At 42.3% G+C, this 21,897-nt stretch carries 21 protein-coding genes; 9 read left to right on the top strand and 12 right to left on the bottom strand.

The features are described from left to right. Positions 1-46: 46 nt before the first annotated feature. From hemL to hemA, 8 genes are read right to left on the bottom strand one after another with little or no spacing between them, the layout of a single operon-like run. Positions 47-1,333: a glutamate-1-semialdehyde 2,1-aminomutase gene (gene hemL, locus B2746_RS02035; protein ID WP_290790461.1), complete on the bottom strand. Its 1,287-nt coding sequence runs from the start codon at positions 1,331-1,333 to the stop codon at positions 47-49. Between the two features lie 57 nt (positions 1,334-1,390). Continuing rightward, positions 1,391-1,807 (bottom strand): four helix bundle protein, encoded by a 417-nt coding sequence (locus tag B2746_RS02030; RefSeq protein WP_290790458.1) that lies wholly within the window; start codon positions 1,805-1,807, stop codon positions 1,391-1,393. A 55-nt stretch (positions 1,808-1,862) separates the two neighbouring features. Then, complete coding sequence (gene hemB, locus B2746_RS02025; protein ID WP_290790456.1) at positions 1,863-2,837, bottom strand: porphobilinogen synthase; 975 nt, start codon at positions 2,835-2,837, stop codon at positions 1,863-1,865. 16 nt (positions 2,838-2,853) lie between these two features. After that, positions 2,854-3,762: an oxygen-dependent coproporphyrinogen oxidase gene (gene hemF, locus B2746_RS02020; RefSeq protein ID WP_290790453.1), complete on the bottom strand. Its 909-nt coding sequence runs from the start codon at positions 3,760-3,762 to the stop codon at positions 2,854-2,856. 17 nt (positions 3,763-3,779) lie between these two features. Further along, positions 3,780-4,823 carry a uroporphyrinogen decarboxylase gene (gene hemE / locus B2746_RS02015; RefSeq protein ID WP_290790450.1) on the bottom strand — a complete coding sequence of 348 codons (1,044 nt, stop codon included), beginning with the start codon at positions 4,821-4,823 and terminating at the stop codon, positions 3,780-3,782. Positions 4,824-4,850: 27 nt separating this feature from the next. After that, positions 4,851-5,570, bottom strand: coding sequence for a uroporphyrinogen-III synthase (locus B2746_RS02010; protein WP_290790448.1), 720 nt, complete (start codon positions 5,568-5,570; stop codon positions 4,851-4,853). Beyond that, positions 5,560-6,507 (bottom strand): hydroxymethylbilane synthase, encoded by a 948-nt coding sequence (gene hemC / locus B2746_RS02005; RefSeq protein ID WP_290790445.1) that lies wholly within the window; start codon positions 6,505-6,507, stop codon positions 5,560-5,562. Before hemC ends, B2746_RS02010 begins: the two co-directional genes overlap by 11 nt. 1 nt (position 6,508) lies before the next feature. Further along, the gene (gene hemA, locus B2746_RS02000) at positions 6,509-7,762 is read right to left on the bottom strand and encodes a glutamyl-tRNA reductase (RefSeq protein ID WP_290790442.1); all 1,254 of its coding nucleotides are present in this window, start codon (positions 7,760-7,762) and stop codon (positions 6,509-6,511) included. Positions 7,763-7,978: 216 nt separating this feature from the next. Between hemA and hemH the strand changes: the two genes are divergently transcribed. Together hemH and B2746_RS01990 are read left to right on the top strand one after the other, a co-directional pair. Continuing rightward, complete coding sequence (hemH, locus tag B2746_RS01995; protein WP_290790439.1) at positions 7,979-9,025, top strand: ferrochelatase; 1,047 nt, start codon at positions 7,979-7,981, stop codon at positions 9,023-9,025. An 11-nt stretch (positions 9,026-9,036) separates the two neighbouring features. Next, positions 9,037-9,588, top strand: coding sequence for a CopD family protein (locus B2746_RS01990; RefSeq protein ID WP_290790436.1), 552 nt, complete (start codon positions 9,037-9,039; stop codon positions 9,586-9,588). Positions 9,589-9,601: 13 nt separating this feature from the next. Here the strand turns inward: B2746_RS01990 and hemN are convergent, their stop codons facing one another. Next, the gene (gene hemN / locus B2746_RS01985; RefSeq protein WP_290790433.1) at positions 9,602-10,996 is read right to left on the bottom strand and encodes an oxygen-independent coproporphyrinogen III oxidase; all 1,395 of its coding nucleotides are present in this window, start codon (positions 10,994-10,996) and stop codon (positions 9,602-9,604) included. A gap of 195 nt (positions 10,997-11,191) precedes the next feature. Here hemN and B2746_RS01980 point away from each other — a divergent pair, with 195 nt between their 5' ends. The 5 genes from B2746_RS01980 (at position 11,192) to B2746_RS01960 (ending at position 15,723) form a co-directional block, all read left to right on the top strand. Beyond that, the gene (locus B2746_RS01980) at positions 11,192-13,381 is read left to right on the top strand and encodes a TonB-dependent receptor family protein (RefSeq protein ID WP_290790430.1); all 2,190 of its coding nucleotides are present in this window, start codon (positions 11,192-11,194) and stop codon (positions 13,379-13,381) included. Between the two features lie 93 nt (positions 13,382-13,474). Next, complete coding sequence (locus B2746_RS01975; protein WP_290790429.1) at positions 13,475-13,858, top strand: DoxX-like family protein; 384 nt, start codon at positions 13,475-13,477, stop codon at positions 13,856-13,858. Then, entirely contained in the window at positions 13,851-14,588 is a 738-nt protein-coding gene (locus B2746_RS01970; protein WP_290790426.1) for a DUF2071 domain-containing protein, read from the top strand. The genes B2746_RS01975 and B2746_RS01970 overlap by 8 nt, the downstream gene beginning before the upstream one ends. Further along, positions 14,579-15,331, top strand: coding sequence for a class I SAM-dependent methyltransferase (locus B2746_RS01965; protein WP_290790424.1), 753 nt, complete (start codon positions 14,579-14,581; stop codon positions 15,329-15,331). Before B2746_RS01970 ends, B2746_RS01965 begins: the two co-directional genes overlap by 10 nt. Then, a complete protein-coding gene (locus tag B2746_RS01960; RefSeq protein ID WP_290790421.1) occupies positions 15,328-15,723 on the top strand; it encodes a hypothetical protein in 396 nt (131 codons plus the stop codon). Before B2746_RS01965 ends, B2746_RS01960 begins: the two co-directional genes overlap by 4 nt. A 7-nt stretch (positions 15,724-15,730) precedes the next feature. Here the strand turns inward: B2746_RS01960 and B2746_RS01955 are convergent, their stop codons facing one another. Together B2746_RS01955 and B2746_RS01950 are read right to left on the bottom strand one after the other, a co-directional pair. Further along, positions 15,731-16,444: a LytR/AlgR family response regulator transcription factor gene (locus B2746_RS01955; protein ID WP_290790419.1), complete on the bottom strand. Its 714-nt coding sequence runs from the start codon at positions 16,442-16,444 to the stop codon at positions 15,731-15,733. After that, on the bottom strand, positions 16,410-17,465 hold the full coding sequence (locus tag B2746_RS01950) for a sensor histidine kinase (protein ID WP_290790416.1): 1,056 nt from the start codon (positions 17,463-17,465) through the stop codon (positions 16,410-16,412). Before B2746_RS01950 ends, B2746_RS01955 begins: the two co-directional genes overlap by 35 nt. 193 nt (positions 17,466-17,658) lie before the next feature. Here B2746_RS01950 and B2746_RS01945 point away from each other — a divergent pair, with 193 nt between their 5' ends. Continuing rightward, entirely contained in the window at positions 17,659-18,966 is a 1,308-nt protein-coding gene (locus B2746_RS01945; protein ID WP_290790413.1) for a hypothetical protein, read from the top strand. Between the two features lie 100 nt (positions 18,967-19,066). Continuing rightward, entirely contained in the window at positions 19,067-19,684 is a 618-nt protein-coding gene (locus tag B2746_RS01940; protein WP_290790411.1) for an FMN-binding negative transcriptional regulator, read from the top strand. On the opposite strand, the gene B2746_RS01935 is transcribed toward B2746_RS01940, so the two are convergent. After that, positions 19,685-21,703: a tetratricopeptide repeat protein gene (locus tag B2746_RS01935; RefSeq protein ID WP_290790408.1), complete on the bottom strand. Its 2,019-nt coding sequence runs from the start codon at positions 21,701-21,703 to the stop codon at positions 19,685-19,687. Positions 21,704-21,897: the final 194 nt, after the last annotated feature.

The raw sequence follows: 21,897 nt of genomic DNA, 5'->3' as shown, positions 1-21,897 counted from the left end.
TGCTTAAAATGTTATTTATATTCTCACGATAAATTGCAATGTATAATTAAAGGTTGGTTAGTGACGCTTCTGTTGCCTGAATTGTTTTATCCAGATCCTCTTTTGTTAGAGCATTGTTGAGGAACCAGCTTTCAAATGCTGAAGGGGGGAGGTAGATGCCGCGGTTCAGCATGGCATGGAAATAAGTGGCGAATCGTGCATTATTGGCTGCGGCAGCTGTGGTAAAATCGGTTACGGGATGCTCACTGAAATGGATGCTGATCATGCTGCCGAGTTGATTGATTACATAGGGTTGACCCCAGGCGGATAAGGCAGTGTCAAGGCCATTTTTGAGGTACAGGGTTTTTTCTTCCAGCTCTTTATAAATACCCGGATTGTTTTTCAGTTCAGTAAGCAGGGTGTAACCGGCAATCATCGCTATGGGATTTCCGCTCAGGGTTCCTGCCTGATAAACGGAACCCAATGGTGATACGACCTGCATGATTTCTTTCCTACCACCAAAAGCCCCAACCGGCATGCCGGCACCAATTACTTTACCATAAGTTACGAGGTCGGCATCCACCTTCAATACTTCCTGCGCACCTCCAGGTGCCAGCCGAAAACCAGTCATTACTTCATCAAAAATCAACAGAATGCCTTCCTGATCACACAATTTACGCAGGCCTTCTATAAAACCCGGGGCAGGCAGGATACAGCCCATATTGCCTGCTACCGGTTCAATAATTATTGCTGCAATCTCACCTCGATGGGTATCCACTAATTCCTCTACCCCTGCCAAATTATTATAAGCACAGGTTAATGTATCTGCACTTACACCGGCAGTAACTCCCGGTACAGCCTGAATATTAAAAGTTGCGACACCACTTCCTGCTTTTACCAGAAAAGAATCTGCATGACCATGGTAACAACCTTCAAACTTGATGATCTTGTTGCGGCCAGTATAACCACGGGCAACCCGGATCGCACTCATACAGGCTTCGGTTCCACTGCTTACCATGCGAATCAGATCCACATTCGGCACCATCGATTTTATCAGCTCCGCCATCTTTATTTCCAACTCTGTTGGCGCGCCATAGGAAGTTGAATAAACCGCATATTCCTGAATTGCTTTTATGACGGGTTCATAGGCATGCCCAAGTATCATGGGCCCCCAGGAAGCGATATAATCAATGTATTGATTACCATCCACATCATAGAGATAAGCACCCTTCGCTTTCTGCATAAAGATGGGAGTACCGCCCACGCTTTTGAAAGCACGTACGGGAGAGTTTACGCCGCCGGGGATGGATTCCTGGGCGCGGGAGAAAAGGGCTTTGCTGTTGGAGATGTTCATGAGGTGAAGATGGTGAATGAGGTGAATATGGTGAATGAGGTGAATATGGTGAAGGGGTTAGGTGGATTTTAATTGGTTGATTAATTTGGAAAAGAGTGTAAATGAATGGGTAAGTAGTTTTTCATATTTCGAAATATCATAAGTGTTTAAATATCCTAAGGATGTACAAATATCTATAGCAGTATCCAATTCAACAATTGATCCGCGGGCTATTTCATAAAATCTTTTTCTTTCTAAACCGGAATGCCTGGAAGAACCTTCTGCTAAATTCAGAATTACTGAAGTTGAGGCTCTTCTGATTTGTGTTATCAGTCCGAATTTTTCTTCGGCAGGCAAATGATTCGATAATTGGTAGGTTTCCAAACAAAGCTTTTTCGCTTCCAGGTATACCGCTAACTTCTTATGATTTAATTCAAATTCCATCCGGTAAATCTCCGAAGCATTTTTTTCCCAAACAACCGTCTTTTCACCCATTTCACCTCATTCACCTCATTCACCTCATTCACCTCCTTCACCTCCTTCACCTCCCTCACCCCAGCAGTCTCACTGCGTCCTTCGCAAAATACGTCGCAATCAAATCTGCTCCTGCTCGCTTAATAGATGTCAGTGTTTCCAGAATTGCTTTGTCTTCATTTATCCATCCCATCTTTGCTGCCGCTTTGATCATGGCATATTCGCCGCTGATATTATAGGCACTAACAGGTACGGATACACTATTTTTTACCTCCCGGATAATATCGAGGTAGGCTAATGCCGGTTTTACCATTACGATATCAGCCCCTTCTTCAATATCCATCAGGGTTTCTTTTACCGCCTCCGTACGATTCGCATAATCCATCTGGTAGGTTTTTTTATCACCAAAACCGGGCGCACTGTCCAGCGCATCACGAAATGGACCATAAAAGCAACTGGCATATTTGGCACTATAACTCATGATGCCGGTATTGCTAAATCCTTCGGCTTCCAATCCCTGCCGGATGGCACCAATCCGTCCATCCATCATATCAGAAGGAGCAACAAAATCTGCACCTGCGCGCGCATGCGAAATACTCATTTTTACCAATGCTTCCACCGTAGGATCATTTACGATCTGTCCATTTTCCACAATGCCATCGTGCCCGAAGGAAGAGTAAGGATCCAGCGCAACATCTGTCATCACCAACATTTCCGGAACAGCATCCTTAATGGCTTTTATGGCACGTTGCATGAGTCCGTCCGGATTCCAGGCTTCCTTGCCGGTATTGTCTTTCCATTCGTCTTTGCACTTGATAAATAACAAAACGGATTTGAGTCCCATGCTCCACAATTCCTTTACTTCTTCCACTGTGAGATCCAGTGTAGTCCGATAATAACCCGGCATGGAGGGGATTTCAATCCTGGTATCAGAACCTTCATCAATAAAGAGGGGAACGATGAAATCATCGGCACTTAATTTCGTTTCAGCCACCATCGAACGGATAGCTAAAGACTGACGGAGGATGCGATTTCTTCTTTGTAAAATCATCTCTGTTTATTTAAGTTTAAACCCAGTCCACCGGGTGTAAACAGGCTTGTAATAAGCTGTCTTCAGCAGAACCAGGTTCCGGTTGATAATTGTATTCAAAACGAACCGTAGGAGGAAGGCTCATTAATATGCTTTCAATCCGGCCATTGGTTTTTAGTCCGAATAAAGTTCCTCTGTCATGCACCAGATTAAATTCAGTGTATCTGCCCCGACGAATTTCCTGCCAGTGTTTATGGACCGGATCAAAGTTCGTATTCTTTCTTTTCTCTACCAGCGGAATATAAGCTTCCATAAAAGCATCACCACAGGATTGGGCGAAAGCCAGCCACCAATCGGCATCCCGCTCAGTAGTAGGACGTTGATAATCGTAAAAAATTCCACCGATTCCCCTGCGTTCCTTATTGCGATGCCAGTTTACAAAATACTCATCGCATGTTTTTTTAAAGGAAGGATAGAAGCTCAGATCAAATTTGTCACAGGCATTTTTATAGGTCTGATGAAAATGCCGGGCATCATCTTCAAACAAATAATAGGGCGTTAAATCTGTTCCACCGCCGAACCAGCGATCGATTACTTCACCGGCCTCATTGTACAATTCAAACATGCGGTAATTACAATGTACCGTTGGAACAAATGGATTGAAGGGATGAATCACCAGACTCAAACCACAGGCAAACCAACTGTGACCGTTGATCTTTAATTGTGTGCGCATGGCATCGGTTACTTCCCCAAACACCACCGAGGTATTGACGCCGCCTTTTTCAATCACCGCACCATTGGCAATAACTCTGGTTTTTCCTCCGCCGCCTTCCGGACGGGTCCAGGCATCTTCCTGAAATTTAGCCTGACCATCACATGCTTCCAATGCTGCACAGATCCTGTTTTGCAGATCATGGATATAGGCTATGAATTTGTCTTTGAACATGATTGAATCAACTTCGATTAACTTCCTGGATTCGTATGACGAAACTCTTTTACCGTATCAACAAATGCACGGGCATGGTCAACCGGTACATTGGGCAGGATACCGTGACCGAGATTGGCGATATGTTTACCCGGACCGAAATCTGTCAGCATTTTTTTTACCCCTTTCTGAATTTCCGGAATTGGTCCCAATAATTTAGCGGGATCAAAATTGCCCTGCAGCGTAACCCGATCACCAGCAAACTGCCGGGCCAGCGAAGGTTTGATACACCAGTCGATGCCTAATCCATGTGCACCGGTTGCGGCCATTTCTTCCATGGCAAACCAGGCACCTTTGGCAAAAATGATGGTTGGTGCTTCTTCTTTAACGGCCGCAACAATTTGGCGGATATATTGAAGCGAAAAGATTTCAAAATCATCCGGACTTAATAAACCACCCCAACTGTCGAAAATCTGCACCAGATCAGCACCCGCTTTTATTTGTCCCTTCAGATAAGCAATAGTAGTATCAGTAATCATCTGTAACAAAAGGTGTGCGGTTTCCGGTTGTGCATAACAGAAAGCTTTGGCTTCATCAAATGTTTTGCTTCCTTTGCCCTGCACCATATAACAAAGCAGGGTCCAGGGTGCGCCAGCAAATCCGATCAGGGGAACGCGCTCATTCAATTCCTGTTTGATCAGCTTAATGGCATCAAACACATAGTGCAGCCGATCATTTACATCCGGCACCCCCACGCGTTTGAGATCATTTATATTTTTGATTGGGTCGGGCAAAAACGGTCCCTTGCTTTCGATCAATTGCACTTCGAGTCCCATTGCCTGGGGCACCACCAGAATATCAGAGAAAAGAATAGCTGCATCAACTCCAACGATATCGATTGGCTGCAGGGTAATTTCACAAGCCAGCTCAGGTGTCTGGCAACGTTCGAAGAAACCATATTTCTCTCGCAGCACCATGTATTCGGGAAGGTATCTGCCTGCCTGGCGCATCATCCATACAGGGGTTCTTTCGGTTTGTTCTCCTCTAAGGGTACGAAGGATGAGATCGTTTTTTAGCGACATGTTTTTATTTCTAACTTTTATTATGTATCAATTTACAGCAAGGATTTCGATGGCTTTTTTAGCCAATGCTTCCTTGCCGGGTTTATCTGCCAGGATGATTTTATTCGAACAGAATTTTCGAACAGCTGTGGCTGTAGTATCACCAATGGCAAATACCAATGTGCCTGCAGCCAGTGTATTATTGCGGAAAAAACTCTCCACTGCAGATGGACTATAAAACAACACAGCAGCAAAGGATTCGTTCAGTTTGTGTTGAACTTCGATGGTTTCGTACACAACTATTTCAGTAACCAGTAAACCTGCAGCAAAGAGCATATCCGGCAATTCAGGGCGGCGTTGATCGCCACAGAAAAACACTACTTCGTCTGCCAGTTCATCTTCAATAATCCGGTCGGCCAGTGCAACGGCATTATCAGCGGTGCCAATAATGCAATCCGGACCAAAATATTTTTCAATCAATATTTTTGTGGTATGACCAATGCAGTAAATCTGCCAGTCGGGTAGCTGATCCTGCATGATCTCTACTACTGCATCTACTGCATTCATGCTGGTAAATACAACCGTAGTTCGCATCAATAAAGCAGCTTCAACTTCCTGAATAATTTCTGCAGTTCGAATGGGTTCTGTTTCTATGAAGGAAATAGTTTTGATCAGAACCCCTCTTTGTTTTGCATCATCAATGGTGCTATCTGCCAAGGGCCGGGTAGTCAATAACTGGGACGATATGGTAATTGGCTCAGCTGCCATTTTTAATGCTTGCTACAATTTTATCGGCTCCCTGTTGTATCAATTCGTTTGCAGCTATGGTGCCAAGTGAATCAGACTGCTCAATTGTCCTTGTTTTTTCAATTGCAAGATGATCTGAACCGTCCAATGAAAAAATACTTCCGCGGAAGCGGATCATCTTTACAAGTTGACCGGCATCATCAATTGTTTGCTCTATTTCTGCGAGCGCACTGATTGGAGTTGAACACCCCCCCATCAGGGTCTTTAAAAAATCCCGTTCAATTTTTACACAAACTGCGGTATTGGGATCGTGAAATAAACGGCAGGCTTCCAGTGCATGTGAATCGGTATCGCGACAAACAACCAGGATGGCACCCTGAGCAGGCGCAGGCAACATCCAATTGAGTTCGATTGCAGCATCCGGACGAAGATGAATCCGCTCCAAACCGGCTGCGGCAAAAATGGCGCCATCCCATTCTTCTTCGGCCAGTTTCCGAAGGCGGGTATTTACATTGCCTCTTAAATTGGTAATCCGGTGATGTGGATAGCGATGCAGCCATTGTGCTTTTCTCCGAATACTGCTGGTGGCAACCAGGGCAGAATAGGCGGCATCACTGAGAAACTCTGTTCCGTTTTTCGGTACCAGCAGATCGAGGTGACTTGCTCTTGGTAATACGGCTGCTTCTATAATTCCCTCTGCCATTTGGGTAGGAACATCTTTCATGGAATGAACAGCAATATCAAATCGATTGCTTAATAATGCACTATCCAGGGTTTTGGTAAAAACACCCTGAACACCCATTGCGTAAAGTGGGGTTACCAAATCGATATCGCCATCGGATTTTAGCGGCACCAATTCCGTTTGAAAGCCTTTTTCTTCGAGTAATCCCTTTACCAAATTGGCTTGCCAGACAGCCAACTGGCTATCCCTTGTTCCGATTCTGATTATTTTGTTCATCTTAATTGGCACCGAAGGCCATGAAATCGTTAATTGCTTCCAGGTAATGGCAACCCCGCTGGTTTCTTACCCTCATTTTAGCAGCCATTGTATTCAGTACTTTTTGAATACGGGAAGCGGCTTCTTCGGTGGTTGCAAAGGTAGTATGATAAACCCATTGTGTATGCTGGGGGTCCATACTCAGGGTATTTACATGAATTTCTTCGAGTTTTAGCTTAACCTGTCCCAATACCGCGAGTTGCTTGCGCATTTTGCACCAGTCATAAAACTCGGCAGTTTGTTCAGCAATAATGGCAAGGGCACGTGGAACCTCCGCCTGGCGTTTCAGCAGGGTTTCATCTTTCATGCGGGAAAGCTGATCAACATTCAACAGTTCCTTGCCATCCACGTGTGCAACTTCAGCCGCCACATTATTGGGAATGGAAAGATCAATGATCCATTGTTTGGTGCCCGCTATCAGGTGTTCGGGCCGAATGATGGCTTCTGTAGCATTGGAAGCAACGATTATGATATCAGCTGTGGCTACTGCCTGCTCCAATTGATTGGATGGCATGGCAGCTAGTTCCAGTTCTAACGCAAGTTTTTCCGCTTTTTCAAAAGTGCGGTTCATCAGGGTGATATTATTGCATCCCAGGTAATCAATCAGGTTTTTGCAGGTATTCCGGCCAATTTTACCGGTACCGATCAATAAAACTGATTTATTGGCTACATCGGTCACCCTGTCTTTCAGGTATTGAATTGCCGCAAAGGAAACGGAAACAGATCCACTGCTTAGTGCTGTATTATTCTTAACGAGTTTGGAAGTTTGAAGCACCTGGTTATAGAGACGTTCAATAAACGGACCAATGGCGGCTTTTTCTTTGGCATGTTTAACCGCAATTTTTATTTGTCCAACTATTTCATAATCTCCGAGGATCTGAGAATCCAGTCCGGCTGCCACCTGAAAAAGGTGTTGAACAGCAATTTCTGCGCGATACAGGTAAGCGAAATTGCGGAATTCGATGGCGGATTGCCCGGTTGCTTCGGATATCAGGTTAACCAGGGTATCGAGGTCGGGAGCCAGTGCATATATTTCTGTGCGGTTACAGGTTGATAATACAAATAGTTCAGCAACACCCTTTATTTTGGCGCTTTCCAAAATCAGGTCATATTGTTCCTGACTGATGGCGAAACGGCTTCTTACGGCTGAATCAGACTTTTTATAGCTGAGTCCGACCACAAAAAAATGCTGTAAATCTTTTGGATAATCTCCCATAATAGTCTCACAAATTCCATTGCAAAAATAGCCCGGCAAGGCTGATTTCCCCAGTGCTTTCTGTCAGTGAACTGTCATATTCCTGTTTTTTAACCCCTTTTGTTGAATCATTTGCTACTAATAACGGATGAATTGCGTTTTTTATGCATGTGTGCATACCTTGTTTTTTGCAACTTTGTGCTGCGAATCCTGTTATTTGCATCAAATTTCCCCTGAATGATAAAGAGAGGCATTTTATTAATGAATCTTGGTTCTCCGGATTCCACTTCGGTGAAGGATGTTCGGAAGTACCTGAATGAATTTTTAATGGATGAGCGGGTAATCGATATTCCTTATCTGCTACGCTTATTATTGGTACGTGGAATCATTGTAACTTTTCGTGCTCCTAAATCTGCCAGAGCCTATCAGTCGATCTGGACCGAGCAGGGATCTCCTTTGATTGTATTGACCAAAAAATTGCAGGTTGCTTTGCAGGAGCAGGTGGAGGAGCCGGTGGAAATCTGTATGCGCTATGGTACACCATCGCCAAAGGCTGCCTATGATAAATTAGTGAAAGAACATCCTAATCTGGAGGAAGTAATACTGGTTCCGCTTTATCCGCATTATGCAATGAGCAGTTATGAAACGGCGGTTGAATATGCGAAGCTGCAACATAAACAGGGGGGATATGGATTCAGGCTGGAGATCATTCCGCCTTATTACGAGGAACCCAATTACCTGAATGCACTGGCGGAAAGTATTCGTCCTTATCTGGAGCAGGAACATGATCATATTTTATTCAGTTATCATGGGATACCGGAGCGGCATATTTTCAAAGGCGATTGTACCGGAACGCATTGTTTGAAAGTGCCGAATTGTTGTGAGGTACCATCACCAGCACATGCGCAATGCTATCGTCATCAGTGTTGGGTGACAACAAAAAAAGTTACTTCATTATTGGGTATTCCTGAAGGTAAATGGAGTATGAGTTTTCAATCAAGGCTGGGGCGGGATGAATGGTTGAAACCCTATACTGCCAAACGATTGGAAGAAATGCCGGGAGAAGGCATCAAAAAACTGGCAGTTGCCTGTCCGGCTTTTATCAGTGATTGTTTGGAAACCCTGGAAGAAATTGCAGAAGAAGGTAAGGAAGAGTTTTTGCATGCCGGCGGGGAGGAGTTTACGATGATACCCTGTTTGAATGTACATCCGAAATGGGTAAGAACGCTAAAAACGTTCGTGAAAGCTGAAAAAGTGAAAGGTGAAATGCCCGACTCCTTTTAAACTTTTCTTCTATGTATTTCTATATAAAGGCACTACATATCATTTTCGTTGTTACCTGGTTTGCGGGCTTGTTTTACCTGCCGCGATTGTTTATTTACAATACGGAAGCAGGGGAGAAGGAGCCGGTTGAAAGGGATATTTTGAGGAGACAATTTGAAATCATGATGAAACGGCTCTGGTATGGAATAACCTGGCCATCAGCGATTCTGACGCTGGCGCTTGGAACCACGGTGATGCTGTTGGGTGATTGGGATAAAATCCTGTTTAAACCGGAAGGGAGATGGTTCCTTTTCAAATGGATTTTTCTATTGGGTTTATTCGCTTATCATTTTAGTCTGCATGCTATTTTTAAGCAGGAGATGAAAGGTGTTTTCAGGTATAGTTCCAATCAATTGCGGATCTGGAATGAAGTGGCTACTGTCTTTTTATTTGCCATTGTATTCCTGGTTGTTGTAAAGCAAAGTATCAGCCTTATCTGGGGATTAGGGGGATTGATTTGCCTTGTGATATTACTTATGCTGGCGATCCGTATTTACCGAAAACTGCGCGAGAATAAATCATAACAGCATCAATGTGTCAGATTGCTTTTGAATAACGGATTTCAGCTGTTTGAAGGTGTTTTTTACGTTGCAGGAAAAGATCAAAAGCACTGCAAACAATTCGTATGAAATGATGGCCTTTTACAGAAAGCTTTAATCCATTTGTATCCCATTCAATCAATCCGTCCGCAGCTAATTCCCGCAATATCGGAAAACAATATTCTTCCAGAACAGGAAGATCTTCCGGTGAAAAGGAGGTTGCTCCTTTACAGCTGATTGCAAGAATATATTGTTTGAATTTCAGATCTTCTTCATCAAGAAAATAACCTTTTGTAATAGCAAGACGGCCCAATTTAATTGAATCGTAATACTCTTTAATGGTTTTATTATTCTGCGCATAGGCGTTGCCGGTATCACTGATACTTGACACTCCCAGGCCAATCAGAAGCTTGCTGGATTGAGTAGTATATCCCATAAAATTCCGATGCAGCCTGGATTCCTCCCATTTCCCATTTCCCCCTTCCCTCCACCTTGCGATATACAATTCATCTGTGGGAAGGGCAAAATGATCCATGCCGATATCATGGTATCCATGCAGTGCAAACTGGAATTTTGCAAGCCGGTATAATTGCATTTTTAATTCGGCAGATGGAAGATCGTTTTCATCAAATAATCGTTGCCCCCTACTGGTCCAGGGTACATGCGCATAGCTGTAAAAGGCTACCCGATCTGGACGAAGGGATAATACTTTCTGCAAAGTACGTTCCATTGATTCCGGTGTTTGTTTGGGCAGTCCGTATATCAGATCGAAATTGATGGAGGTATAGCCGATTTCCCGGGCAATTTCCGTTACTTCCTGTACCTTATAGAATGGTTGGATCCGGTTGATGATCTGTTGTACCACAGGATCATTATCCTGTACTCCAAAACTAACTCTTCGAAAACCTATATCATAGAGGGTTTTCAAATGTTCATAGGTAGTATTATTTGGGTGCCCTTCAAAGCTGAAAGCATGATCTTCAGCGATGTTGGCGGAAGAAAGAATGGGGTTTAATAATTTCTCTAAATTTTCAGGAGAAAAAAAAGTAGGTGTTCCGCCGCCCAGGTGTAATTCCCTGATTATGGGTTTTTCCTGCATGAGTCGCAGGTAAAGAGTCCATTCTTTTAATACTGCGTCGATGTATTCACTTTCCACCTTATGGTTAGTGGTAATTTTTTTGTTGCAACCACAATAGGTACAAAGGCTTTCACAAAAGGGAAGGTGGATATATAGCGAGATTCCATTTTGGCTGTTCTCGATGGAGAATTGCTGACTGAAATTGGATTCCCATTTTTCCAGATCTAAAGTAGCATCCCAATGGGGTACGGTTGGATAACTCGTGTACCGGGGAACTGGCCGGTCGTATTTACTGAGTAAGCTGGCGGTAAGCATGGTGCAAAGAAAATAGCCGATGCCTGCCTTTGTACTGATGCCGGTTCTGTGCTGATATGATCTTTATCAGGATGGAGTGATTTTATGTCATTCAATTGTCATTTCGATGTTTTTCCGCATCTCGTAAACCTTTTTTCCCGATTGCGTAAGTGAAAATTCATGGTTAACCCGAGTTTTGCGGCCGAATATCTTATTATGACACGAACTGCTATTTTATCCGGACTTTCTATACTATTTTCTCAATGGGCTATTGGACAAATTTCCACTGACACCCTCAAACCAGCCCAGGAGATGCCACAGGTTCTGGTAGTTGGGTATAAAGATAAATTATTAAGCAAGGTGCCTGGTTCGGTATCGGTGGTACGATTTAAGGAAATTCAGCAACTTGCACCAGTTAGCGGAAATGATATTATGCGCCGTATACCCGGATTAAATGTGGTGGATGAGGAGGGTGCAGGATTGCGAATCAATATTGGTGTTCGCGGATTGGATCCGGATCGCAGCCGAAACTTACTGGTATTGGAAGACGGGGTGCCGGTAGCGCTAAATCCTTATGGCGAACCTGAATTATATTTTACACCGGTTATTGATAAAGTAAGATCCATAGAGGTTTTAAAAGGAAGCGGACAGGTATTGTTTGGACCACAGACAATTGGCGGGGTAGTAAATCTTATAACTGCTGATCCGCCGGCAGAAGAAAGAACAGAATTGCGTGTAAAAGGGGGGCAGGGAGGCTTTTTCTCCACCTATGCCAGTTATGGCAATACCGTTGGCAATATGGGATTTAATGTGAGCTATTTGCGCAAGCAGGCAGATAATATTGGTCCAACCTGGTTTCGGATCAATGATCTGAGTGCAAAACTTCGTTTTCAGTTAAGTGATAAATCTTCTGTTGGATTGAAATTGGGCGTATATGATGAATTGTCTAATTCCACCTATGTTGGAATAACTCAATCAATGTATGATGCCGGTGGATTTGATTATGCGCGGATAGCACCTGATGATCGTTTGCCGGTTCGCAGATATAATCTGAGTGTGACGCATTCCTATCAGTTTAATCCAAGGGTTCAATTGCAGACGACTGCTTTTGCATACACTACCACCCGCAACTGGCAACGTCAGGATTTCAGTTCAAATTCATCTGCTGCCAATCAGACCGGTGTGATTTGGGGGGATGCTTCCATTTCCGGTGGTGCTTTGTATATGTTGAATAGTAATGGGCATCGGAATCGGCAATTTGAAGTAATGGGAGTGGAGCCCCGACTAAGTATAAAAGGAAAAATTGGGAGTAAGGAAAATAAAGTAAACGCGGGTGTTCGCTATCTGTATGAAAAAGCCAATGAGCAATTTGTGATTGGGAAAAAAGCGGATGCAACTGCCGGGGATTTGCGCGACAATGAAATCAGAAGCGGACATGCATTGAGTGGTTATATTCAGGATGAGCTGGCAATTAGCAGCCGTTTCAGTTTAAATGCAGGAATTCGACTGGAAAGTTTTCAATACAATCGCAGAATATTACGTGGACGATTTTCTGTAAACGGTGCAACCGTTGTTGCTGATACCAATGTATTGGCAAAAGGAAATGTGCTGGTTGTTATTCCGGGTGGTGGATTCAATTTTGTATTGAATGAGTCGCTCAATTTGTTTGGTGGCGTACACCGTGGGTTTGCTCCGCCAAGAACAAAAGACGCCATTACTTCTTCCGGTTTCGCAATTGATTTGGATGCAGAAAGCAGTTGGAACTATGAACTCGGACTTCGATTTAATCATCTTAACTGGATCAATGGTGAACTGACTTTCTTTGCTATGAATTTTGATAACCAGATCATTCCAATTTCACAGTCAAGCGGAAATTCCAATGCAAGCGGATTAGCAAACGGTGGTAAAACAACCCATAAGGGTGTGGAAGGTTCTCTCCAACTGGATTTTGGAAAAGCATTCAGCTGGAAACACAGTCTTATGATTGGAAGCAATTTTACTTTTGTAGACAGTAAGTATGCGGCCGACCGCTATATTTCCAGCGGAGCCGACAAAATAAATGTGCGAGATAACAAACTTCCGTATGCGCCTTCTTTTATATGGAATGGTACTATCGGTTTTGAAGCGAAAAAAGGATTTGGTATTCGTTTGTATGCAAATTATGTTAGTGAGCAATATGCGGATGAATTGAATACAGAAATGGCATCAGCAAACGGCCGTATCGGTAAAATAGACAGCCGGATGATTTTTGATGGAACCGCTTATTATCAGGTGAATAAAAAACTTTCACTTAATATAAGTGCAAAAAATCTGGGAGATAAAAGGTATATCGCGAGTCGCCGGCCGGAAGGGATTAAAGTGGGAATGCCGAGCTTTGTGACAGCGGGAGCGGAGCTTACGTTGTAAGCGGTGAAAGGTGAAAGGTGAAAGGTGAAAAAGTTCAGAGACCTGTGGATTCCACAGGTCTTTTGTTTATTTTAAGGGGATGAACGGTGAAAAATGAAAAGGATAAGTAGTTTGTTTATAGCTTTCGTATGGCTGGCGAATGGCTTGATTTGTAAGGTATTGAACCTGGTTCCGAGGCATGAAGCGATAGTTGCCAGAATATTGGGGTATGATTTTTCAAGACAAATAACATTGCTTATTGGTTTGGCTGAAATTGGAATGGCAGTATGGGTACTAAGCAGATATCAATCCAAATGGTGTGCCATTAGTCAGATGCTGCTGGTTGCAGTAATGAACCTGATTGAAGCATTAATTGCTTCTGATTTATTGCTTTGGGGCCATTTTAATGGACTTTTTGCGTTACTTTTTATAGGGTTGATTTATTATACTGAATTCGTTTCTGGTAAAAAGCAACGCAAAACTATTGTACATGTTTAACTATTTGAAATCTCATCCTTTTGCTGTTGAAGCTTTTTTTGAATCTTCTGTTGTTTTAACCTATGCCCTTCCCAAACTTGAACTGAACCATTTGATACCTCCCTGCCTGGAATTGGATTTGCACGAAAATCAATGGGGCTTTATTGCGGTTGCGATGGTTCAGACAAAAAGATTGAGACCTAAAGGGTTTCCTGCCTTTTTGGGGAACGATTTTTTTTTGATCGGATATCGGGTATTTGTGCGCTATACAACCAGTACAGGAAAAAAAATGCGTGGTCTATTTATCCTCCGGTCAGAAACGAATAAGAAATGGATGGAATTACTGGGATCCATTTTTACGCACTATAATTATCGAACTGCTTCCATAATTATGGACGAGAAGCGGGAAACTACTACTATATCTGCTGCATCTTCCGGTTTACTGGTTGAGTTTTGCAGAGATCAGCCTGACGTAGCCCTGCCTACAAACTCTCCGTTCAGTAATTGGAAGGAAGCTAGAAGATTTGCCGGACCCTTGCCCTATACATTCAGTTATCTTAAAGAGGAAGGGAAGGTGTTAATTATTGAAGGTATTCGAAGTAATTGGATACCAGTTCCATTAAAAATTTTGCATACTAAAGTTGATTTTTTGGAAGAATTGAATCTGAATGGTGCTGTTTTAGCCAATGCTTTCGAAATTCGGGATATACCCTATTATTGGAAAAAAGGTAGAAAAGACACATGGAAGTAAAGCGAAAAAAATTTCAGGGGGTTGAGAATATTATCCGGTTCAACTGGCATTTTTATGTTCTGGCATTGGCTATAATGCTGATTGTTTTTGTTACCGGTATTTTTTTGAAGGGATTCGTACATGATCTGTTCATAACCGTTGGAATAGCTGCTTTAATGTCCGTTTTTTTATCTCTGGTGGTATCCTACTACATTTATGATTACTCTGATCTTTACCAGTTTAGCTGGATGTCAAGCTGTTTTTCAGGCAATCTCAGATCAATACTTTCTATAAATGCCGGCTTTGATGAAACCAGTAAAATTATTGCAGATAAATTTCCAGAGGCCATTCTTGTAAAGGGAGATTTTTACAATCCTGAAAGGCATACTGAACCGTCAATTGAACGCGCAAGAAGGGCATATCCGCCTGAAAGCGATATAATATTGCTGGATACCAGGAAATTGGAATTTCAATCAGGCCAATTTGATTTAATATTCCTGATTTTTGCAGCCCATGAAATTCGGATTAGCTCAGAAAGGATCCTTTTTTTCAAGGAATTGAAACGAATTTTGACTGATAATGGACGGATTATAATCATAGAGCATTTGCGTGATATTCCTAATTTTATTGCGTTCAATTTTGGTTTTTTCCATTTTTACGGCAGATCAGAATGGATTAACACATTTGATGAATCGGCTCTTTTGATTGAAACTGAAAATAAATTGACACCCTTTATAAGAAAATTTATTTTACGGAAAAAATGATTCAACATTTACAACTGATTGGCTGGTTCCTCATTGGATTATCTCTACTACACCTTATTTTTCCCAGCTATTTTAACTGGAAGAAAGAACTGGCTGGTTTAAGTGTGATAAATAGGGAAATGATGGTTGTACACACATTTTTTATTGCGTTGGTTGTGTTTCTGATTGGGTTATTGTGCATTACAAGTGCTGCGGAATTGATTGAAACTCCTCTTGGAAAAAGAATTTCGCTGGGTCTGGGTTTTTTTTGGCTGATTAGATGGATTATTCAATTTACTGGTTATTCATCTGTAAACTGGAAGGGTAAAAGTTTTGAAACGGCAGTCCATCTGTTTTTCAGTTTTGTTTGGGGATACCTTACAGTAATGTTTTTTAAATCTGCCATTGGTTGACGGAGCTTCAGGATAATAATTGCTGTATTTTTTCGCGATAACCCCTGCCGATGGGAAGTGTGTGGCCTTTTAGCTCGACCTCCTCGGCTGTGAATGATTCTATTTTGTTGAGTGCGATTATGTAGGAGCGATGAATGCGGGCGAATTGCCTGGAGGGTAATCTGGATTCTATTTCAACTGTGCTGACCTTAGTAAGGAATTCTCCTTTTGTAGTCAGAATTCGGATATATTCCCGTTGACTTTCAATAAAAATTATATCTGCCAATTCCAACCGGATTTTTTTCTTTTGAACAGAAACAAAGAGGTAATCTTTTTCTGCTGTCTGAGTGGATGGTGCGGGAATGAACTGAACTGAATTTTCTGATGATATACGTTTGACTTTGTTTACTGCCATCATGAACCGATCAAATTCAATTGGTTTCAGCAGGTAATCCACTACATTTAATTCAAATCCCTCTACGGCATATTCATTGTAGGCAGTTGTGATGATTACCTGTGGCCTTTTGGTAAGGGTGCGCAGGAAATTCATGCCTTTCAGTTTTGGTAAATGAATGTCAAGGAAAATTAGATCAATCTGGTTTTTTTGCAAATAATCTGCTGCCAGTAAGGCATTCTTAAAATGCCCTTTCAGTTCGAGTGAGCTGAGCTGGTCAATATACTCGATTAAAATTCTTGCTGCCAGAGGCTCATCCTCTACTATTATGCAGGCCAGGTTTGACATAACTGTTTAGATTTATTAATAGCTGCGCGGTAAAAATGCTGTTTTCTTTCCGGCAACTCAATTGATAGTTGGTATATAATAGTTCCAGTTGCCTTCGGATATTGGACAGGCCGATATTTTCAAGTATGGGGGTGCCTGTTTCAGTTGGTTCAATGGAGTTTTTTACTACCATTTCCAGCAGATTGCTTTCTACCTTCAGATCAATCTGTACAAATGGTGATGCTATGGTTTCTGAGCTACCATGCTTGAAGGCATTTTCAACCAATGGTATAAGGAGGAGCGGAGGCAGATTGGTTGGAGAGGACTGAATCAGGTGCGTAAAATTCACATGCAGGCTATCATCGTAGCGCAGTTTCTCCAATGCTATATAATCTTTGATAATCTGTATTTCTTTTTCTATTGAAATGGAGTTGGCATTGGTTTCATACAGCATAAACCGGAGAATTTTAGAAAGACGCATAATGGATTCTGGTGCCTGATCTGATTTCTCTAATGAAAGGGCGTAAATATTATTGAGTGTATTGAAAAGAAAATGAGGATTTGTCTGAGATTTTAAATAGTTTAATTCTGCAGCCTGTTTTTCAATTTCCATCTGTTTAGCCTGAGATTTCAATTTCGTATATCGGTACAGATGTCGGATGATGGAGAAAAAAAGAAATGCGGAAATCCCATTTGCAAACTGATCGCCTACCGACATTGTTTCACCGCCGGATCCAAAGGGCGTGTAGATACCGAAACCAATTCCCAGCATTCGCCAAAGAAACATGCCAAAGGAATAAAGGAAAATACTCAATAGAATGGTTGGGATCGCATGCCATACACTTTTTCTTATATGAGGAAGCAGGGTTTCGTAGAATAAAATAGTGAGCACAGTCAGGTAGCTGATTCGCCAGCACTCGTTGATTATGATGGCTCCGGCATTACGAGGGTTGGATGGTATATAAACCAGCCACCTTAGTAGTAAATAGGAAAGGCTGATCCATCCGTATAAACGTAGATTATTTTTGGTAAGGGAACTCATTTTATAAGTCCAAAAAGTAAGCATAAATATGGAGGAAAAAACGGGAACTGTATAATTCCTGAAAATAGGTCTACGAGCGGCATTTTTGCGGCTACCAACTGCAGTATACAGATTGTTGACCGGAAAAGGGTGTCTGTAGCCATGCAAAAATTACTGCACATTTTTCAATTAGGTTGCTTCAAAATGTTATCAAATGAAATCATTGCTCTTTTTTTTATTATTGATTTTGGGAAATCATTTGTCCGGGTTTTGTCAGGCTGATTCAAAGGCTGGTGATTGGCCAACCTGGTTTATTTCTACTGGAAAAAAATATTCAATTAACAAGAGTTCCGTCAATAAGAATGAAATAGCAGAAGTGCTACAGCGTCAGGCTCTGCTGGATTCTTCTTCATTGGCACAGATTCAATACTGGAGTGCCGGTTCGCCTGGATACCGATGGGTGAATTGGATCTATGATTTATGGATGTCGTCCGAAGCAGGTGAAACCGGACCGGTTTCCTTTCTTGTTTTGCAGGTGGCTATTTATGATGCAACAGTTGTAGCCTGGAAGGAAAAATATCGCCATAACAAGGATCGTCCGGTGCAGGCAGATAAGCGGGTAAAGCGTTTTGGACCTATTCCTGAATCGCCCTCTTTCCCCTGTGAAACTTCTGTAGCCGCAGGGGTAGCCGTTACTGTTATTAAAAAATATTTTCCTTTATTGGCCGATTCAGCTTTGCGAATGGCGGAGCGGGCTATGTTATCCCGAGTGGACGCCGGATTAGCCTATCCCAGTGATACAAAAGCTGGTTTTGATTTGGGTGCAAGAATTGCCGTAGATGAACTGGAATATGTGAAAGACTTTTCACCTGCCAGCAAATGGGATGGAAAGCGCCCAGATGGAAAACAAATATGGAAGGGTGAGCCGTCATTTCCCACTGCAGGACTGAGTAAAACGGTGATATTAAAAAGTCCGGACCATTTTCGTCCCGGTCCACCTCCGGATTTTGCCAAAGACATGGATGAATTACGCGCATTCAAACCAGGTTTTCGCTCTACAGGAAATGCCTTTTATTTTGCTACAGAATCCTTTTGGGCAGATATCCTGAAGCAAAAATTATTTGAGCATAATCTTCATTTGGACCCTCCAAAAGCAGCACTAATTTATGCTGTAACTGCCATTGGAATGTATGATGGCTTTGTTTCCTGTTGGGACGCAAAATATACCTATTGGGGTACGCGGCCGGATCAGTATGATCCGAGCTTTAAACCGGTTTTATATTTCACTCCTCCATTTCCGGGTTATCCATCAGGCCATGCAATGCTGGGAAGTGTGATGGCAGAAATCATGTCGTATTTTTTCCCCGCCGACCAGCTATATTTCAGGCAGCGCGCAAAAGATGGTGCTGAGTCCAGGTTTCAGGGAGGCATTCATTTCAGAACGGATAATGAAGTGGGATTGGAGCTTGGCAGAAAAGTTGGCAGCTTAATTATAGAGCGGGTGAAAGAGAAAAACTTATGAATAAAACTACCATTCAGAATTATGTCTGAATGGTAGTTTTTTACTACTGAACTATTCTGAATTTTTATGAAATTGCAGGGAATAAATTCTAAAGCCAACTATGTATATTTCGTCAGCATTTAAATTTGAGGGAAAGGAGGAGATGATTGCTTTTATGAAGCGGTACAGTTTCGCTACAATAGTAACAGTAGTGGATGGATTACCGGTTGCTTCTCAACTGCCTTTTATTATACTTGAAAAAGAAGGCAAGCTGATTTTGCGTTCGCATTTTGCTTTGGTGAATGAGCAGGCAAAACACATTGAATCTGCTGTTTCGCTGATAATGTTTAGTCAGCCACATGCCTATATTTCACCGGCTCATTATGACAAGCAGGAATCTGTACCAACCTGGAATTATTTGGCCGTACATGCATATGGAAGGGCTGTCATCATAACAGATGAAAATGCCGTTGAGGACATGTTGGAAGAACTCATACTTACTTACGAATCCGGATATTTAAAGCAATGGAAAGGCCTGCCTGAAAAATACCGCTCAGGTATGAAAAAAGGGATCCTTGCATTTGACCTTGAAGTAATTGATTTGCAGGGTAAGAAAAAACTAAGCCAGAATAAAAATCTGATGGAAATTCAGCGTATCGCAACTGAATTGGAATCCAGTCAAGATACGGCTGAAAAAGATTTAGCAGCTTATATGCGATCCTTGCCAGGGGCTAAATGATCAATTCAACAAGGCAGCAATTGCGCCTTTTCCACTTACTTTGTATTCATCTGTACCGGAAAGCAGGCTTTTGTTGTTAACCGATTCAATTCCGGCATAGTTGGCACCAACCTTGATACCACCTATTGGAAGTGGATTAACATTCAGTCCCAGTTTATAGGTATTTCGAATCCCGAAATCAGAAAACTCCTTGTTGTTGTCAAAAGTCAGATAGAATTGGGATTTGGCTTCGATTTTAAGAATTCTGGCTACTTTGTCCTTTATTCCTACACCAACCAGGATTGTTGATTTTCCTGTTCTGAATTCATGTTCAAATCCGGCCATCAGGGCAGCCCCCGCTTCAATCGAATATTTATTACAATCCGCTTTTACAGTGGCTCCGCCGAGGTCCACTTCAATATTTAACCAGGAAGGGCAACCCAGCCGCCATTCCCGATCTGCCTGTACAAGACTGTCGAGGTTCGTTCCATTATAATCGGGTACGCATTTGACCAATAAATTATTGACTTCGCCCCCGGTGTAATAAATCATTCCCAGGTTTAAAAAATTAAAATATCCGGATACTGCATGATATACCATGGCCTGGTTGGAAGGGGTGGGATCCAGTTGCACGATTGCTACAAGCTGGTTGATATACGATTTCCATCGCTGTTGTCCCAAGTCAAAAATGGGTTTTACATAGGCGCCCAATTCATTGATCAGTTTATCTGCCAAAGGTCTTTTTTGCCGCTCACAACAGGCGATTTCAAATTCTTCCTGCACGCTTATACTGCTGCCGGGAGGTGCTTCAGGACATTTCATTCGGGTTATTTCCAATGCGTTGTTATGCAGGATGCCTGCCACCTCTTCCGTTTCCGAATCACCATAGGGTATCAGGTATTCCGGTGTAAATTCATCATTTAATTCATCCAGCATCACTTCAACGAGATCGGAGTAGATACCCGGATAGGAGTCTGCATTCTGACTGGCGGCTGCATTTGTCTGAATGGCATTATTCATCCAGAATAACATTTCTGCCTGAACACTTGCTGCATAGGTATTCAATTCAATCTTTCGCAGTTCAACATCCTTTGCTGATGCCGGAAATTCTGGCAAGGAGAATTTGCCAAGGGTTATCTCTTCAAAAAAATCTTTTTCACCTGCTCCTTTGTATTTATTCCGTTGTTTGGCAAGAGCACGCAAATCAAATTTCTTCCCCATTTTATGTGCCATCGCCAGTGTGGATCTGCGCAACGAAACACTCAATTCCTTTTCGAAATAATGCATTGCCTTTTCGTACTCTTTTTTGTAATAGTGTAACATCCCCATACTGTGGTTGGCTTCCGGATTCAGCTCATCAATAGCCAGACATCGATCAAAAAAATCCATGGCTCTTTGCATTTCGCCCAGTCCCATATATGCCTGTCCCATATTATTCAGCAGGGTACTGCTATTGGGAACCTGTTCCAGCGCATACATCAATAGTGGAATCGCTTTTTGTTCAACACCACACATGTTTAACATGGCTGCAAGGTTATTCATGCTATTGATTTCATCCGGATCATTGGCGGTTGTTTCCATCAGCATTAGAATACCTGCTTTGGGATTATCGTGATAAAATTCAGCAATTGCTTTATCATTTATTTCTTCCACTGGTATGGATTTTATCAGCTTGTTGATTTCCTGGATTTGTGGAGCAGGGATTCCTTTTTGTATTTGTTTGATGGATTGCTGAAGGTTAGCAGTTATTTCCTGCCTGTTAGGTGGACGGGAAGGAATCAAGGAAAGCCGGTTGATATCCTTTGCTGGTGGTTTTAGCTCAAGGTCCGGGAAGGCAGCGGGATTAATTTTTAGATTATTTTGATCTGCAAATTCTGCTGCTTGCGTCATCAACTTTTTCTTGTAAACCTCCCTTTCTTCAGGACTCATATTAATAAGCTGATTAACATCCGGCATTGGTGCAGCTGCCGCTGTTTTTTTTGTTTGCGCCTGGATATCCAGTGATAGGAAGAGCAGCAGTATATAACAATACAATTTCATAGCACAAGTTTGAAGCATCAAATTTGATGCTCACTTAGTTGGAAAAAATGTGGAAGTGGCATGAAACGTACATTCTTTTGTATGAGTTGTGAACCGGAATTTTAATTCCGGTTCATGCAGGTATTTCTACACTTCATAACCTATGCTATTGTAGCTGGTTGTGAACGAGCTGAGATTTGTGCCACAAAAAATTG

This window comes from Flavihumibacter sp. UBA7668, assembly GCF_002483205.1.
Lineage (GTDB): Bacteria > Bacteroidota > Bacteroidia > Chitinophagales > Chitinophagaceae > Flavihumibacter.
This window is presented reverse-complemented; position numbering and strand designations above follow the sequence as displayed.

Bases quoted from the DNA above. Each gene is read 5' to 3' on its own strand.
- hemH (WP_290790439.1), top strand. From the start codon at position 7,979: ATGATAAAGAGAGGCATTTTATTAATGAATCTTGGTTCTCCGGATTCC.
- B2746_RS01950 (WP_290790416.1), bottom strand. From the start codon at position 17,465: ATGAGTTCCCTTACCAAAAATAATCTACGTTTATACGGATGGATCAGC.
- B2746_RS01990 (WP_290790436.1), top strand. From the start codon at position 9,037: ATGTATTTCTATATAAAGGCACTACATATCATTTTCGTTGTTACCTGG.
- B2746_RS01955 (WP_290790419.1), bottom strand. From the start codon at position 16,444: ATGTCAAACCTGGCCTGCATAATAGTAGAGGATGAGCCTCTGGCAGCA.
- B2746_RS01980 (WP_290790430.1), top strand. From the start codon at position 11,192: ATGACACGAACTGCTATTTTATCCGGACTTTCTATACTATTTTCTCAA.
- B2746_RS01935 (WP_290790408.1), bottom strand. From the start codon at position 21,703: ATGAAATTGTATTGTTATATACTGCTGCTCTTCCTATCACTGGATATC.
- B2746_RS01960 (WP_290790421.1), top strand. From the start codon at position 15,328: ATGATTCAACATTTACAACTGATTGGCTGGTTCCTCATTGGATTATCT.
- hemF (WP_290790453.1), bottom strand. From the start codon at position 3,762: ATGTTCAAAGACAAATTCATAGCCTATATCCATGATCTGCAAAACAGG.
- B2746_RS02010 (WP_290790448.1), bottom strand. From the start codon at position 5,570: ATGGCAGCTGAGCCAATTACCATATCGTCCCAGTTATTGACTACCCGG.
- hemA (WP_290790442.1), bottom strand. From the start codon at position 7,762: ATGGGAGATTATCCAAAAGATTTACAGCATTTTTTTGTGGTCGGACTC.
- B2746_RS01965 (WP_290790424.1), top strand. From the start codon at position 14,579: ATGGAAGTAAAGCGAAAAAAATTTCAGGGGGTTGAGAATATTATCCGG.
- B2746_RS01940 (WP_290790411.1), top strand. From the start codon at position 19,067: ATGTATATTTCGTCAGCATTTAAATTTGAGGGAAAGGAGGAGATGATT.
- B2746_RS02030 (WP_290790458.1), bottom strand. From the start codon at position 1,807: ATGGGTGAAAAGACGGTTGTTTGGGAAAAAAATGCTTCGGAGATTTAC.
- hemL (WP_290790461.1), bottom strand. From the start codon at position 1,333: ATGAACATCTCCAACAGCAAAGCCCTTTTCTCCCGCGCCCAGGAATCC.
- hemN (WP_290790433.1), bottom strand. From the start codon at position 10,996: ATGCTTACCGCCAGCTTACTCAGTAAATACGACCGGCCAGTTCCCCGG.
- B2746_RS01945 (WP_290790413.1), top strand. From the start codon at position 17,659: ATGAAATCATTGCTCTTTTTTTTATTATTGATTTTGGGAAATCATTTG.
- hemB (WP_290790456.1), bottom strand. From the start codon at position 2,837: ATGATTTTACAAAGAAGAAATCGCATCCTCCGTCAGTCTTTAGCTATC.
- B2746_RS01975 (WP_290790429.1), top strand. From the start codon at position 13,475: ATGAAAAGGATAAGTAGTTTGTTTATAGCTTTCGTATGGCTGGCGAAT.
- hemE (WP_290790450.1), bottom strand. From the start codon at position 4,823: ATGTCGCTAAAAAACGATCTCATCCTTCGTACCCTTAGAGGAGAACAA.
- B2746_RS01970 (WP_290790426.1), top strand. From the start codon at position 13,851: ATGTTTAACTATTTGAAATCTCATCCTTTTGCTGTTGAAGCTTTTTTT.
- hemC (WP_290790445.1), bottom strand. From the start codon at position 6,507: ATGAACAAAATAATCAGAATCGGAACAAGGGATAGCCAGTTGGCTGTC.